The organism is Lysinibacillus sp. DFXJR4, from assembly GCF_057196045.1.
This window is the reverse complement of the sequence record NZ_JBXUNW010000005.1, coordinates 224,240-240,944: the sequence shown is the minus strand read 5'-3', so window position 1 is coordinate 240,944 and position 16,705 is coordinate 224,240. Positions and strand designations below refer to the sequence as shown.

Annotated in this window: 14 protein-coding genes; 2 read left to right on the top strand and 12 right to left on the bottom strand. The window is 35.7% G+C overall.

Going from position 1 to position 16,705, the window contains the following annotated elements; all coding sequences use genetic code 11:
- On the bottom strand, positions 1-1,178 hold a 1,178-nt coding region (locus tag AC2CGN_RS13900), incomplete at its 3' end, for an ABC transporter transmembrane domain-containing protein (protein WP_484514459.1).
- A 417-nt stretch (positions 1,179-1,595) separates the two neighbouring features.
- On the opposite strand from AC2CGN_RS13900, the gene AC2CGN_RS13895 reads away from it, so the two are divergent.
- The gene (locus AC2CGN_RS13895; RefSeq protein ID WP_484514457.1) at positions 1,596-2,357 is read left to right on the top strand and encodes a TerC family protein; all 762 of its coding nucleotides are present in this window, start codon (positions 1,596-1,598) and stop codon (positions 2,355-2,357) included.
- A 194-nt stretch (positions 2,358-2,551) separates the two neighbouring features.
- The gene (locus tag AC2CGN_RS13890) at positions 2,552-3,061 is read left to right on the top strand and encodes a ferritin (protein ID WP_484514455.1); all 510 of its coding nucleotides are present in this window, start codon (positions 2,552-2,554) and stop codon (positions 3,059-3,061) included.
- A gap of 124 nt (positions 3,062-3,185) precedes the next feature.
- Here the strand turns inward: AC2CGN_RS13890 and AC2CGN_RS13885 are convergent, their stop codons facing one another.
- The 11 genes from AC2CGN_RS13885 to rbsK all read right to left on the bottom strand — a co-directional run bounded on the left by AC2CGN_RS13885 (position 3,186) and on the right by rbsK (position 16,429).
- On the bottom strand, positions 3,186-5,255 hold the full coding sequence (locus AC2CGN_RS13885) for an ankyrin repeat domain-containing protein (protein ID WP_484514453.1): 2,070 nt from the start codon (positions 5,253-5,255) through the stop codon (positions 3,186-3,188).
- A 47-nt stretch (positions 5,256-5,302) separates the two neighbouring features.
- Complete coding sequence (locus AC2CGN_RS13880) at positions 5,303-5,437, bottom strand: hypothetical protein (protein ID WP_429982099.1); 135 nt, start codon at positions 5,435-5,437, stop codon at positions 5,303-5,305.
- A 153-nt stretch (positions 5,438-5,590) separates the two neighbouring features.
- Positions 5,591-6,889, bottom strand: coding sequence for a DUF4179 domain-containing protein (locus AC2CGN_RS13875; protein ID WP_484514451.1), 1,299 nt, complete (start codon positions 6,887-6,889; stop codon positions 5,591-5,593).
- Positions 6,890-7,363 (bottom strand): sigma-70 family RNA polymerase sigma factor, encoded by a 474-nt coding sequence (locus AC2CGN_RS13870; protein ID WP_286923797.1) that lies wholly within the window; start codon positions 7,361-7,363, stop codon positions 6,890-6,892. It lies immediately after the preceding gene.
- 116 nt (positions 7,364-7,479) lie between these two features.
- Positions 7,480-8,661 (bottom strand): iron-containing alcohol dehydrogenase, encoded by a 1,182-nt coding sequence (locus tag AC2CGN_RS13865; protein WP_484514449.1) that lies wholly within the window; start codon positions 8,659-8,661, stop codon positions 7,480-7,482.
- 17 nt (positions 8,662-8,678) lie between these two features.
- On the bottom strand, positions 8,679-9,524 hold the full coding sequence (gene ahlS / locus AC2CGN_RS13860) for an AhlS family quorum-quenching N-acyl homoserine lactonase (RefSeq protein ID WP_286923794.1): 846 nt from the start codon (positions 9,522-9,524) through the stop codon (positions 8,679-8,681).
- Between the two features lie 21 nt (positions 9,525-9,545).
- A complete protein-coding gene (locus AC2CGN_RS13855) occupies positions 9,546-10,967 on the bottom strand; it encodes an aldehyde dehydrogenase family protein (protein ID WP_484514447.1) in 1,422 nt (473 codons plus the stop codon).
- Positions 10,968-11,068: 101 nt separating this feature from the next.
- The gene (locus AC2CGN_RS13850; protein ID WP_429987535.1) at positions 11,069-12,064 is read right to left on the bottom strand and encodes a LacI family DNA-binding transcriptional regulator; all 996 of its coding nucleotides are present in this window, start codon (positions 12,062-12,064) and stop codon (positions 11,069-11,071) included.
- A gap of 106 nt (positions 12,065-12,170) precedes the next feature.
- Positions 12,171-13,391, bottom strand: a complete 1,221-nt coding sequence (locus AC2CGN_RS13845) for an RtcB family protein (protein ID WP_484514444.1) — start codon at positions 13,389-13,391, stop codon at positions 12,171-12,173.
- Between the two features lie 103 nt (positions 13,392-13,494).
- Entirely contained in the window at positions 13,495-15,345 is a 1,851-nt protein-coding gene (locus tag AC2CGN_RS13840; RefSeq protein WP_429982105.1) for a dynamin family protein, read from the bottom strand.
- Between the two features lie 202 nt (positions 15,346-15,547).
- Positions 15,548-16,429 (bottom strand): ribokinase, encoded by an 882-nt coding sequence (gene rbsK, locus AC2CGN_RS13835; RefSeq protein WP_484514442.1) that lies wholly within the window; start codon positions 16,427-16,429, stop codon positions 15,548-15,550.
- Positions 16,430-16,705 lie beyond the last annotated feature (276 nt).

Here is a 16,705-nt window from a genome sequence, read left to right as displayed (position 1 = left end):
TCAATTGTAATAGCTCCACTGCTTACATCGTAAAATCTCGGAATTAAGGAACAAATCGTCGTTTTGCCTGCACCCGATGGACCTACAAAGGCAATCGTCTGCCCTGCTTGTATATCAAATGTAATATTCGATAATACCGTTTTTGAAGAATCATAATTAAAATGAACATTGTTAAATGAAATATCCCCGTAAAGGTGTGTAACGTTTTTTGCTCCATCCCGATCTTGAATTTCAGGGTCTTGCTCAATTAACTCACGGAAACGTTTAAAACCTGCCATTCCCTTTGGATATAGCTCTAATAATGCACTAATTTTATCAATAGGCTTTATTAGAACATTTGTATATAAAACAAAGCTTACCAGTTCTCCATAAGAGAGTTTTCCATTAAAGCTTAGCCATGCTCCAACAACAAGTACAACTAACGTTAATAAGCGTGTCATCATATAAATACTAGAGTGTGTCCCTGCCATAATTTTATAAGCATACAATTTGGCAGAGCGGAAAAAGCCATTTTGCTCTTGAAAACGTTCAATTTCAAACGCTTCATTTGTAAAGGATTTAACGACACGTACACCAGATACGCTATCCTCTACACGCCCATTGACATCAGCAATTTTTCCATACATAGTTTTCCATGCATTATTCATTTTTACATTACTAAACGTTACTAGCCATGTTAAAAATGGCACCATAATCGCTGCAATTAAAGCCAGCGTTGGATTAACATTAAACATAATAGCAAATGCACCAACAAACGTCATTATCGCAATAAATAAATCTTCTGGCCCATGATGTGCAAACTCCCCAATATCAAATAAATCATTTGTGATCCGACTCATGATATGTCCTGTTTTTGTATTATCAAAGAATCGAAACGATTGTCGTTGAACATGCGTAAAGAGCTCTTTCCGCATATCTGTTTCAATGTTAATGCCTAGCTTATGCCCCAAATAATTGACGATAAAGTTAAGAACTGTGCTCAGTACATAGACAAGCAGTAATAATACACTAACTTTGACTATCATACCCCAGTCACCCGTAGGTAAAAGCTCATCGATAAACCATTGTACTGCTAATGGAAATGCAAGTTCTAAAATGGCGACAATAATGGCACTTGAAAAATCGATAACAAACAGTCGCTTATGTGGTTTGTAATATGAAAAAAACTTTTTATACATATGTTCCCCTCTCAAGCTGTTAAATTTTCACTTATCTCCAATAGTACCACTTGTTTAAACCATTCCAAAAGTATTTTTTCGCCAAATTTCCATATTTCTATTTGCATTTCAGTTTAGAAATGCTATAATTTAATTATAAAGAATTGAATAGCTTTTGACATTATTGTCAAAGGGGAGTAGCTAGCAGATGCGAGTAATCCATCTGATTTCACATTCGTCATTACATGGTTTTTGACCATCGGGTGTGAAGGCATATCTTAAATGATAAGATATTTTTTCTGTATACATACAGTTAATCGCTTAGCAAGACCTTTGCCTATTTTTTAGGCATAGGTCTTTTTCTTTTGCCTAAAATAGGGAAAGACTAAGTTAAAAGCAGTCATTCACTTCTATAAAAGATTAAAGGAGGAAACAAATTTGGAGGCAATTTTATTAGAATACGCATGGGTACTCGTTGTATTAATTGTACTAGAGGGTTTATTAGCTGCTGATAACGCTGTCGTGATGGCTGTAATGGTTAAACATTTACCAAAGGCTCAGCAACAAAAAGCATTATTATATGGATTAGTGGGTGCATTTATTTTCCGCTTTGCCGCTCTATTCCTTATCACAACACTCGTTAATTTCTGGCAAATTCAAGCTATAGGGGCTGCCTATTTATTATTCATGTCTATCAAGCATATTTATGATTCTCGGAAAGCCTCGCAAAATCCGGAAGAAATTGAAGAGCCTAAAAAGAAATCTGGCTTCTGGGTGACTGTAATGAAAGTAGAATTAGCTGATATCGCCTTTGCAGTTGATTCGATTTTAGCAGCAGTTGCTATTGCAGTAACGTTACCATATATTGGAGATTTTGATATTGGTGGCATTAATGCAGGGCAATTTGCAGTTATGTTCCTAGGAGGAATTATCGGTGTGATTATGATGCGATTTGCAGCACGTTGGTTTGTACGTGTGCTCGATAAATTCCCATCCCTTGAAACAGCTGCCTTCCTAATTGTTGGCTGGGTTGGTGTAAAACTAGCCGTCCTAACATTAGCACATGAAAAACTAGGTGTAATTCCACATGAATTCCCTCACTCCACTTTATGGAAAGCAACTTTCTGGATTGTGTTAGTTGGTATTGCCCTTGGTGGTTATTTAGTGGGTGTCAAAAATCAACAGAAAAACACAAAATAAAATATTTGAAAAAATCACCTATAAAAAGCATTAGTATTTCAATATGAATTTGATTAAAAATGCTAATTGAGAACTAATATCAATTGAGTTTTGTAGCGATTACTGTGAAAAATTAAATTTTTGTATGTCTGCCTCTCTTCGCTGTATACTAGAAGAAAGCAGAAGGTATTTACTGCAAAGGGAGGAAAACTTTTATGTTATCTGAAAAACTACACACAGCATTAAATGATCAAATGAATTTTGAATTTTACTCCGCACATGCCTATATGGCGATGGCTGCGTACTGTACGGACCAAGATTATGATGGCTTTGCCAATTTCTTTTTAGTACAGGCAGAGGAAGAACGCTTCCATGCCATGAAATTTTATAATTTCCTAAGTGTTATGGGCTACCGTGCAACCATCCAAGGTTTTGAGAGCCCAGGTAATCATTTCGAATCTATTTTAGATGCCTTCAAAACGGCACTTTCTCATGAAAAAGAAGTGACTCGTCGTATTTACAATTTGTCAGACATCGCTTTAGATGAACGTGAGCATGCGACAATGGCATTCTTAAAATGGTTTATTGATGAGCAGGTAGAGGAAGAATCAACATTCGACACACTAATTCGTAAAATTGAACGTATTGAAAATGACTCCAATGCTATCTTTATGCTAGATGCGGAATTAGCTACACGCACATTTACGCCTGATGCTGAGGCATAGAATTTCATTTAGCCTATTTTAAATGAAAATTTAATTTGGAAAATGCAAAAAGCTACTAAGTTTTTGATGGAAACTTAGTAGCTTACTTTTTTGCTGAATTAATACGGATAAAATTTTTTTAGTTTTAATAAAAATTGCCATCTGCATAACCAAAAAATCCTACTTCTTCGTTCGGTTTTAATAACAATAGTTGTTCAGTACCCTTTAGGTAAAATAAGGGCGCATCAAAATTGCTATACGGTTTCCCTAAATCTTTATACCATTTTTCATTCTGTTGTTTAGAATAAAAATCAAACGAAATAAATTCAATCGTATCGCTTATACCTATATAAGAACAATAATGCGTCTCTATATCTTTTCCAGTACTATCCTTCAAATAATAAATATTACAGTCTATTTCACCATTTCCAGTTATGTACTGTTCCCTCTTAACTGGGTTTCCTAGCTTATTAACTACATCTTTTCTCGAAGAACCTAAAGTAATTCCATTTACTAAAAAAACATTTTTTTGTTTATCGATCTTAATGATAAATTTATCCCGTTCAAATAATTCCACCAATGATTGGTTATGCTTTTCAGCAATCTCCACTGCTGACTCCCCGTTACTATTTACACTATTTAGATTTGCCTTATTTTTTATTAGTACCTCAACAGTATTTTTATCTCCATTCAATATGGCTAAATATAACGGTGTTTGACCTTGCTTATTAAGTCCATTTAGATCTGTTCCCTTTTTTATTAGCTCAGACAAGAAAGTCATATCATCTTTTTTATGATTAAGTAAAACATGGATAGCATTATTTCCATTTTCATCAACCTTATTGAGATTTAGTCCTTTATCTATAAATAGTTGAACAATATCTTTATTTTGAGTAAGAATAGCCGTTTCATATGTATTTTGACCCGCTGCATTCTTTCTATTCAAATCAAGGTCCAGGTTCACTAAGTCCTTTAATAATTCTGTATTGCTTAACTGATGTAATAGGGCTACCTGTACTATATTATTTCCCTCATTGTCCACTTCTTGAAGATTCACTTTAATTTCATTAACAAGATAGTCAATCATATCTCTGTTCCCTATTTTCATTGCATAATATAGAACCGTGTGTCCTTGCTCATTTTTTACATTCATATCAACCCCAAATGGATGAAGCTCTTTTAGTATTTCATATTGGTTATTTATGGATGCAATATGTGCAAGAGTATTTCTTTCTTTACCAACCTTTATACTTCCTATTTCTTTATTCATTAAGGACATAGCAATTTTTTTATTTGGTAATTTTATAGCTTCACTTACTGAATTTTCACCGTCTTTATTAATAAAAGTAACTTTTGCACCGTTTTTAAGTAAAAATTCTATATTCTTTATATCTTCCATTTTAACGGCCTCAATTAAAGAGTTATTCTTATCTTTTAATAAAAGATAATTATTCCACGAAAATGTAAACTTGGTGATAAAGCCAAAAACCGCTATACCGATAAGCAATAAAAGACTTATAAACATCGAGCAATACATAATGACTTTCTTTACTTTTTTCTTATATATTTTATGCTGACGTTCTTTTTCTGCTAGTTCTTTCTTTTTATGATCTTCAATCTGTTTTTCATAGAATGTAATATTTTCATTTATCGTTTTATCATTCCCGTAATTTGATAGAATATGATCTTTTTCTCTTTTACATCGCTTACATGTTTTTGTATTCTCCACATTTAGACGTCCACATATACATAACCATTTATCATTTATTATTTGTGAATAGTATTTTGCATCATTTCCTTCCTGTGCTTTAACATAAGATAATTGTTTGGGGCTGTTAATTTCTTTTAGTTCTATATCCTCTAATTCAGTTTCCTGTTTAGTCCATGTTGTTTCATCACTAAATAGTACTTTATGAATAACTATATCCATTTTCCTTGTATGGCGAAAATTATCTAATGGAATTTTTTCACCGTTATCAAATGACTGGTTGGGCTTTATTGATTCCGTTAACTGCTGTGTGTATTCAAAGCTATTTGATTCCATCCCAACTGGCTCACCAAATTGATCATAACAATAGACAGTGGCTTTAAAGCCTTTTATATTTTTTTCTGAGATATTATTAAATCTAAATGAACAATAAACTTTACCTGTTTTTTTACTTCTAAATAACTGATACTCAAGCAATTCAACTGGACAATTTATATCAACTAACATTCTATTCCTCCTATTAATTCAACAACTCGAATTCTTCTTGAGGCTTATTAGTACCATTCGCCTTTTTTCCCCAGTACTTCATATCCTCTCTTTTTTTCCTTTAAACTTGATATTGGAGATAAACTAAAAATTAAAGTTGCAACAAATAAAATTATACTTGTTAGCTGTAGTACCAGTTTCATTAGAATTCCTCCACATATTGAAAAATAATAAATATTATATACTAATCACCCATTATTTACTATATATTTCAGGAACCTTGATTGATTTTGATATAAAAAAGAAACGCTCAAAAATGAACGTTTCTCTCTTTTGAAAATATGGAAATATTACTCTTATTTCAAGGGTATATCTACTTTTTGTGTTCCCTCTAAATAGAGTTCATCTGTAATAAAAGAAAGACGAACTGGATTGGCAACTCCATTTAGATTCAATATTTCAATTTGCTCAGTCAGATAGTCATTATTACTATTTATATCTTCACTTTCTGCGTCTACATTATAATCATTTGCATCTGTTGCATTCCCATTAAATCCTTTTATATAACTTGAGGTTGGTATATTTAATGTCACCATTGGTTTTTCTACTTTAACTTGTAACCCTGGAATAGATGGCTTGGATACCACTTTGTTTTGATTAAAATCTACATCTATATAATCCTGTTCTTTTCGTACTATCAATACTTTGCCAATAGATAACGTTAACTTCTTGGGCTCTCTAAAGTAATTACTTTGCATATAGTACGTTGTTCCTTCATCCACTGATCCTGTAGCAACTGTACCTCTATCGATTGCAGACCATTCCTCCCCTTTTTCATCCAAAATACGTATATCATCGAAATCAACAATTTTTTCCTCATTATTGGGGTCAAGTGCGATTGTTACACCTGTACGAATTGGTGAAATAGAGACTGACTTTACCGTAATATTCTGTCCTTCGAAGCTCATTTTCTCATTCAATTCATAGATCTTTGCTTTCGCAATTCCTTTTTTAAGTGCAAATGGAAACGTAAATTCAGTTTGTTTTTCATCCGCAAATTGTATATATAATTCAAATTGGGCATTTTCATAATTTATTGGGTCAAAGAATGTAACAATCAGATTGTCTTCAATTTGAAAAACTTTTTCCTCACGATATCGGTGAAAATCTACTTGGGCATGTACTGCTTCACCGTTTAATCGAAGCTCTATTTTCTCAGTAACTGAATCACTAAGATCCATTGGTGAAGAAATTTTATAGGGTAAAATCATCCCTGTTTCATCGGCAATTACCCCCTGAAGTGTAAACGATAAGTCATTTTTGGTTTGGGTTTGCCCTAATTCCTCATAATAGTGATGATCAAGAATATCAGCAACACCTTTATCATACGTAATCATTTGAACAAGTGGTGCAAGACCTGGAATATTACTAACGACACTAGCAAAAGCGGGAGATAAACGGATAGATCCCACAAAAATCATTAGAAGTGCACATGTTAGAGCCATGCCTTTCCATATTTGCTGACGTTTGCGGTTTTCTTTTCGATAGCGACGAACACTTTCCATACGTGCCACAGCTAGTTGATCATTTGGAACATGAATTTGTGCTAATTCCTGGACAAATGTATCATAGTTATACTTTTCTTCCTTCTCCATCTACAATTCCCCTTTCTCCTGAAAATAAAGTCTTAGCTTTTTCAATGCCGAATGCAATCTAGATTTCACAGTACCTTCTGGTATATTTTGAATGGCAGCAATATCTTGATTTCTATAGTCATGAAAATATTTTAGAAAAATAAGCTCCTGTTGCTCCTTTGGTAGTTTGGTAATGATATCCGTCATTTCAAAGCGGTCGTGGGTATGTACGTTTTCTTCAATTTCAATATCTTCCTGCAAATGAAGTCGCATACTTTTATTACGCATATCATGACAAACATTCAGTAGAATTCGAACAAGCCATGTTCCAAAATAAGCTGATTCTTTTAATGTATGTTTCTTTTTTAAGCTTCGATAAGTAGCTTCTTGAACAGCCTCAATAGCATCATGCTCATTTTTTAAATAGGCAAAGGCCATACGATACATGGTCTGTTCATATTGTTTTAGTAAATTTAAAAAAGCTTGTTCATCCAACTTTCTCACTCCTTTCTATTTATTAGACAGTTGAAAAGACTATATCGTTCATTTTAATTTTAGATTTCTTCATAAGAAAAGAGAAACGTAAAAAACCAACGTTTCTCTTTTCTTCTTTATAATTGGTGAGGCTCTCGAATTTCTCCGTCAAATGCAGCTCGATAAATCGTATAGATATCTTCTCGTTCTAGTAGCATCGGACTTCGTGCTAATATTCTTGTTTGCTTTGTTGCATCGTCCGTTAATTGCTCTAAGGCATCCTCTGGTATATGAAACCCTTTTAAAGTAGAAGGAATATTAACATCTTGAACCAGTTGTTGTAATGCATCTACACATTTATAGGAAGCCTCTTCTTGCGATAAATAGGCAGATGAGATACCCATTGCATCTAAAATATCCTTCAAACGTTTTTCACAGCTTTGACGAATATATCCCATGACATATGGTAAAAGCACTGCATTAGAGTCACCATGAGCTATATGGAATTGACCACCTAATGGATAGGCTAGAGCATGTACACCTGCTACTCCAGCATTGAAGAAGGCCAAGCCAGCTAAATAACTACCATAGCTCATATCTGAACGAGCCTGCCTATTTTGTCCTTCATGGACAGCCGTGCGAATGGAGCCACTAATTAAGCGAATTGCCTGTAGTGCAAGGGCATCAGTCACCTCATTGGCGTTGACTGAAACATATGCCTCAATTGCATGTGTTAAGGCATCTACACCCGTTGCAGCCGTTACCTTTGGTGGTAATGAAATCGTAAGCTCTGGGTCTACGATGGCAATATCTGCTAATAAATAGTCATGTGTCACAACGTCTTTTGTTGTTTCAAGCGACAGCACAGAAATATTTGTCACTTCAGAGCCTGTTCCAGATGTAGTTGGTATTAAAATTTTGGGTAATCCTTTTTGTTCGAGTGTTTTTGTACCTGTTAAATTTAAGTAATCTGCCACTTTTCCATCATGTACTGCTAAAACGGCAGCAAGCTTGGCTAAATCTAGAGCACTTCCGCCACCTAATCCGATGACTAGATCAAAGTGATATTTCCTAGTAAAGTCAACTAGCTTTTCTCCAATAGCAAGCGGTGGTTCTGGGGCAATATCTGTATAAATCGTAGTCGCATATCCTTTTGCAAGCAAAGGTTGTTCGATTTTATCTGTTAACCCTAGTTCTTTTAAAAATGGATCTGTGACAATTAAAATATTGGTAGCTTTAAATTTTTCTACTTCAGGTAGAAGCTGATGTAAACTTCCCCAGCCTGTATAACTTACAGGAGTAAAGGTTAATTTATGCATAAATGATCTACTCCAATCTATTCATAGTGACCTTCCGTCGATTTTCTAAATGATTTAAACTGGACAGGATCATGACCAAACCAAACCTGTGAATTCGTTTCATTAGCAAGTCGGCGAATTCGTTCAACGGTAGAATTATAGCCAACCGAATCATAAATAATTCCTGGTGGCTTCACAGGTGGACCAAAGCTTTCCGCTGTGTAAATGGCATCTGAAGCTAAAATTATACCGCCCGTTTCAGGCATATTAATATGAAGGCCAAGCATGCCCCAAGCATGGCCACTGCCAAAATTCAATACTTGAATCCCTTCCGCAAGCTTCACGTTGTCCTCACCTCGTTTAATGAGGCGCCATTGTAGATTATTTTTAATCCACATATCAATGTCACCCCAAATATAAGCACCTTCTTTTACATTTCTTGCATAGGTTTGGAGTGTTCCATTGAATTCATCTTCCTGTACAATAATCGTCGCATTGGTAAACAGTTCTAAGCAGCCTGCATGATCGAGATGCAGATGGGAAGCAACTACATATTTGATATCCTCAGGACGAACGTTTAATTCTTCTAAACGATGATGTAAATAGCATTCTTCTGGCATATTAATAGGAAATGCTTTTTGCGTAAATTCTCCCCAACGCCCTTCAGGTCCCATCGAGTTTGGATTACATGCAGTATCAAATAAAATTTTGCCCTCTGGATGATCAATTAACACTGTATATACTGGAAATTCTACAAATTCATTTGGCTGGTTTGGATGATCGATAGTTGCTGGATTATGCATAGCAATCATATAGTTTTTATCCATTCGCATCGTACCATTGTCCATTACATACAATTTTGGGTGTTGTTTGATGATCTTCATTTTTCCCATCTCCATTCATGATTAATTGTTATTCCAAATAATGAGCTTCATTTCTGTCATTTCTTCGATTGCATACTTAATGCCCTCACGACCTGTGCCACTTTCTTTTACGCCACCATACGGCATATGATCTACACGATAGGTCGGCACATCATTGATTAGGACACCTCCTACCCGTAATGCCCTTGAAGCCTTAAATGCAGTCTCTATCGAGGGTGTAAAAATACCTGCCTGTAAGCCATAATGAGAATCGTTAACAGCTTCTATTGCCTCCTCTATAGTAGACACTGAATTCACGATGACAACTGGTGCAAAAATTTCTTCACATGATACTCTGCTATGGGATGATACGTTGGATAGCACAGTTGGCAGTAGAACATTATGATCAATATGGCCACCAGATATTATTTTTGCCCCTTCAGCAACCGCTTCTTCAATCCATTGGAGGGCCCGTAGTTGTTCCGTTTCTGAAATCATCATGGCTATATCCGTTGTTTGGTCAAGAGGATCACCAATAATAAGCTGTGCTACTTTTGCACTTAGCTTTTCTAAAAACGCTTGTAACATGCTTTCCATTACATATATCCGTTGTAATGAGATACATACCTGACCTTGATTTGAAAATGCCCCCATTACAATTCGGTCCATAATCTGATCAAGTTGAACCCCTTCGTCAACAATCACCCCTGCATTTGAGCCTAATTCTAATGTTACCTTTTTTAAACCAGCACGATTTCGTAATGAAATACCTACAGCAGGACTTCCGGTAAACGTTATCATTTTTACATTTGGATGTGTTAAAAATACATCTCCTACTAATTTCCCTTGCCCAGTCACTAGATTAAAAGCTCCTGCTGGTAAATTAGTTTGTGCCAATAATTTCGCTAGAAAATGGGCAGATAAAGCTGTTTGAGTAGCTGGCTTTAACACAATCGTATTGCCCGCAGCTAAAGCTGGTCCCACTTTATGGGCTACTAAATTTTGTGGAAAATTAAATGGTGTAATAGCTGCAATGACGCCTATTGGTTCTCGGATTGTATAAGCAAAGCGCCCTTCTCCATTTTTAGAAGCGTCCATCGGAATCATTTCGCCAGATAATCGTTTTGCTTCCTCTGCTGCAAATTTATAGGTTTCAATCGTACGATCAATTTCAGCATAGGCATACTTTAATGGCTTTGCTGATTCTAGTGAAATAATACTAGCTGCTTCCTCTCGATTTTCCAAAAACAATCTAGATAGATGCTCTAAAATTTCTGCTCGTTGGAACGCAGTTAAGGCTGCCATTTCAGAGGCTGCTGCTTGTGCACTTTCAATGGCAAACTGTACATCCTGTTCAGTTGCCATTGCAAACTGTGCAATTACCTCTTTCGAATAGGGGGCTTGAACCTCCATAAATTCGTCTGTCATTTGCCATTGTCCTTTCATCCATAAGCCCCTTTTCAAGACTTCATCACTCCTTCCCTTGAATGGTTACGTATTCATTTCTGAATATAAAGAAATGAATACGTAACCATTTTGGTGTAAAAAAACAAACTGACATTTTATCAGTTTATTTTCTTACATGTTGTATTTCTTGGGAAAAGTTTAACAGATTCTGTTTGCTGTATGCAAGTACTTTTTTTCTCCATGACCTCAAATAATTTTTCAATTGCCATAAATCCAAGGTTTTTTTCTGATTCTAAGCCTACTGTTGTTAAGGCGATAGAATGATGCTTACTAAGCTCGACATTATCTATACCTATTACATTAAAATCCCCTGGCACCCTATAGCCCTGCGCTAAGCATAAATTTAATATTTCAATTGCTATAGCATCCGTCGCAGCACAAATAGCAGTTGGTCGCTTAGGAAGCTGCACAATCTCTTCAAAAACTCGTTCAATATCAATTTTATTGGTATTTGTAAAAAAAGACGGAACCGCTTTTACATCAATCTGATGATCCTCTAAAGCCTTTTGAAAGCCCTTATACCTTCCATAAAAGGTACTCATTTCATGAGGGCCGCCAATCCAACAAATATCTCGATGACCTAAAGATAAAATATGATTTGTCGCGATATATCCAGCTTCTACATTATTTATCTCTACAAAATGTCTATTTTCTTGATGCTTGCGATTAAACATAATAAAAGGTATGCCTAATTTTTCTAACTTAAAAAATAAAGGATCGGTATACAGCATTGACGATAAAATAATCGCATCTGCCTTCGTTTCTAAAACAGAATTATAAATCGTGTCTAAGTTATCCTCCGTTCCAAAATAAACATGAACTTTATAGCCACGAGCATTGACATAGTTAACAATTGCTGTAGTTGTATCAACAAAAAAAGGATTGTGTAAAGGTCCTGAAATCAATGTAATTGTCCCTGTTTTTTGCTGAACAAGTGATCTCGCTATATCATTTGGAATATAGTTTAATTCTTCAATCGCCCTCATTACCTTTTCAATTGTTTTCGGCTTAACTAACTCAGGCGTATTTAATACTCTAGATACAGTTGTTTGAGAAACACCTGCATACTTTGCTACATCTTTTGAAGATACCAAAAAACCACCCATTTCATCTTTGTAAGCCTATTTTATACCATTACAGGGATAATGTTAATAGACAGTCATAGATGTATAATGAGTGATTTAACATCTTGAAAGGTATTTATTTTTTTCGATCATAGGGCATTGCTGCTTCACTCGCTTTAAAATTATAAACAGGTTTAATAACTTTGATAATATCCACCGTTTCTTCAATAGCCGATGTAATCTCTATCATTGGCTTGTAGGCCATAGGAGCCTCATCTAATGTTTCCTCATTTACAGATGTTGTCCATATACCTTGCATTGTTTCTTTAAAATCAGCCATATTTAATGTCGCCTTAGCTGCTCGTCTAGAGTACATTCGCCCTGCCCCATGTGGTGCTGAGAAATTCCAATCCTCGTTTCCTTTTCCCACACAAATCAGCGAGCCGTCTCTCATATTCATAGGAATGACTAATTTTTCTCCTTTATTGGCACGAACTGCTCCCTTTCGTAATGTCATGGTATCTGTATCAATATAGTTATGAATAGTATCAAAGGTTTCATTAAAATTCCAGCCCATATGCTGAGCTATTGTTTCAGCAATGATCCAACGATTCATTCGTGCATATTGCTGCGCGATTTTCATATCATGCATATAATCATGGAAATACTCGCCTTCTAAATAAGCTAAGTCTTTGGGAACTAAAGGGTTTTGTTCTTTGTAAACCTTTATCATCGCTTGTATTTCTTTGTGACGCCCCTGTTCTTTCAGCTCCTCAATCTTTACTGTTAAATCCTCTCGACGCAATGTTTCATAGGCTCTCTTTTGATGCCAGTTAGCTACTTTGGCGCCGACATATCGAGAGCCGGTATGAATTAATAAATAATGGACATCGTTTTCGTCTTTTGCCAATTCGATGAAATGATTTCCTCCACCAAGTGTACCCAATGATAGATTGGTATACTCATCCTTTATACCACTCGCCTTAAATTGACTTCCTTCAAATTCTATAAATTGGCGCGTAGGTGAAACTTCAGGATGAACATCCTGCCCACTAGGTACATAATCTCTAATAGTTGCATCCAGCTTGGCAAAATCAATAGCTGACGCATCCAATTCCGCTACAAAAACACCACAGCCAACATCAACACCGACAAGGTTAGGGACTACGCGATCTTGTAGCTGGATAGTTGTGCCAATCACACACCCCTTTCCTGCGTGGTAATCTGGCATAATTCGTATTTTCGTGCCTGCCATAAAGGCCTGATCTGTTAATTCTTGAATTTGATCAATAGCTGATGGCAGTGCGCTTTTAGCATAAATTTTCGCTTCTGTAAAACGTCCGTTAACAGTAATCATAAAAATCCCTCCTCCCTAACTATACGGACAAATACCATCATTTGTTTCAAATGAAAAAATGTTCTAAAAGTTGACAATACTTTTAGAACATTTTTCTAGCACCTTACTCCTCGTAATGAATATCTAATTTTTTCGGTATGTCTGGAATATCATTTGATTTTACATCTGTTTCTACTAAGCTTAATGCATAAATTGGATATTTATCTTGAACATCAAAAGGAATTGCAATGCTTTCCATCTTATTATTCATTTGGCTACGTGCAAGAATACCATTATAGGATAAATCAATGCTCATAATACGATGGATTGTCTCTTTTAGCATTTCAAGGTCTTTTGCTTTAAGCGGCATTTGTCCATTTAATAAAAACGGCTGAATGTTTTCCTTAATATAGCCCTGTGCTTCGATTAAACAAGAAAATTCATTTAATTTATTGGCATATAATTTTAATTGGCGTTTTTCTTTTGAACGTTGTTGATTGAGCTCTTGTACCTTTAGCTCAATGCGTTGCAAACGTTTTTTCGTTAAATCCATTAGATAGCTTTGGATAGGATGAATAGCCTGAAGCATAATTGCCTCTGCTTCCTGTATTTTCTCAAATTGTTCAATACAAACAGCCTGCTGCTCATTTAGCTTATTCACACGTTCCTTGAAAAATTCATTTTGGGTATGCTGACCAAAAATTGCTTTCATTAATCCTTTTCCATGAATTTTTTTATGCTGTGCATCCAATCGATCATATTCACGTTTATATTCGCTATACATATTGCGATATTCTCGTAACACTTGCTGATAATGGATGGCCTTTTCTGTAAAGCCTTCTACAATTTTGTCCTGCAAATAGTCATGCTGAGAAATGGTTTGTAATAGCTGATATAATGTCTGAACATTTTTAAATACATTGGCGACATCTTCATATTCTTGTTCATATTCTGTGACAATTGTTAAATCGCGTTGATAGCGAGAAAACTCATATTGAGTATCGCCTGCATATTTTTCAATGTTCTCAACGGCAGATTGGAATGGATCACGTTGAGGAATCACAGTTAATTCAAAGCGGAATCGTTCTAGCCATTGCAAAAAGCGAATTAAAATAGCGTACGTTTTTTTATCACTATTTTGTGCAACTCGATGAATTTGAGTAATTAATTGCTCATATTGGCTCTTATGCCATAGCTCATCATTGTTAGTTTGTTGAGCCTTCAGTGCATTTGATGCTGAGATAGGAATAAAATCACTGACTAAATGACCAATTCGTTCTCTCTCGGAAAGAATAAACCCCTCTGTTTCTTCATTCGAATCTATCCCATTTATCACACAATGTGGTTCAACACCTTTATTTTTTAAGGTTTCCATTAATAATATTTCCGCATCAATGGCCATAGAACCTGAGCGTAAAACCCAAAAAATTTCATCCACTCGATTAATTAATGACTCAGAGAAGTAAGCTCTTTCCCCACCGCCAGCTTCCAATGACACTGAATCAATAATTGTTACTGACTTTAATAAATCATTTTTTAGATATACCTCCAAGTAATCTAAATGCTCCCGTAATATTTCCGATGCAAAAGTATCACCAGTTGTCAGTAAGTCAAGCTTACTCATATCAAATATTGCCACAACACCATCCAAAAAATAGGCTCTTATTTCTTCATGTTCGCCATATCGCAAAAATGTATTTACGCCAGTTGGATGCTGTTCACTCACAGGTAAAACGTGACGTCCTAAAAGCCCGTTCACAAGTGTTGTTTTGCCAACTCGCTCTTTCCCCACAATAAGAATCATCGTTTGATTATTGGCATCCTGTATAATTCGATTAAGATGCTTAGCTGTGTCTTTTACATATGTATTCTGTACGATGATGCCATGCAATTGTCTTAAACGATCAACAAGCTGTGGTAAAATATTATTTGCTGAGGCTGTATTTTCGATTGGCAGGTTGTCAATGTTTGTCATCCTCAAAACCTCTTTTCGTATGTATCTATAAGTCTATTATAAATGATACGAATCCTTTTCTAATACATAGTACTAAGAAATATTGACAAAAAAGGACAAAATGCTTACAGAGAGTCGTCAAAATTAGGAATTATCTCATGTATATTTAATCAACTATTACGTATATTATTCCCTATTATTGAGAAAGTAAATTTTATATCTATTATTCTTCTAATCCAGCCATACGTGCATATACCTCTCCAAGTGTTGGCATGCCAGCTTGAGCGCCAAATTTCTCAACGGATAGAGAGGCTGCAATGTTCGCAAAATATAGAGCCTGATCTAATGACTGACCTTCAACTAAAGCATAGGCAAGTGCTCCATTAAACGTATCACCTGCACCTGTTGTATCTACCGCTTTTGTCATATAAGCTGGCACATGAATCTGATATTCCCCATCAAAATAACGAGCTCCGTCACTACCTAAGGTTATAATCATTTTATTTGGATATTTTTTTAAAATAGTGTCAAAATCATCGCCAAAAATTTCTGCACATTCCGTTTCATTCGGTGTAATATACGAAATATCTTCCATCCATTGGACATCAAAATTAGCTGCTGGAGCAGGATTTAATAGCACAGGTATATGGACTTCTTTGCATAATTTTAGGGCATAGGCAACAGTTTCCTTGGGAATTTCGAGCTGTATAATGACCATTTGACTTTGCTGAATAATTTCCCTTGCCGCTTCAATCTGAGCAGGCTTTAACTCATAATTTGCGCCAGGCACTACAATAATGCGGTTATCTTGATTATAGATTAATATATTGGCAATCCCAGTAGGCACTGCCGTACTTTTAATAGCCTTAGTTTGAATTGACTCTTGCAATAAAACCTTTCGTAGGGTTTCACCAAAGCTATCATTGCCCACACAGCCAATCATTGTAACCTCACTTCCAAGACGTGCAGCAGCAATTGCCTGATTGGCCCCCTTACCACCTGGTGCCGTTTGAAACGCTGAACCAAAAATCGTTTCACCTTGCTTTGGAAAAGTATCCATTTGTACAACCAAATCCATATTAAGACTCCCAATAACTGTAATCATCTTTTTCCCTACCTTTCATTCCTTATATTCTATCGAAAAAAATGTGATCGAAACAAGAATAACGAGCGGTTTTTTCTCCTAGCTGAGCGCTTTTCTCTTCTGGCCGAGCGATTCTGGACAGCACCTGAGCGCTTTTTTCTCCTGGCCGAGCGATTCTTGATGGCACCTGAGCGATTTACTATCCTAGACGAGCGATTCTGGACGGCACCTGAGCGATTTACTATCCTAGCCGAGAGATTCTGGACGGCACCTGAGCGCTTTTTCTCCTGGCCGAGC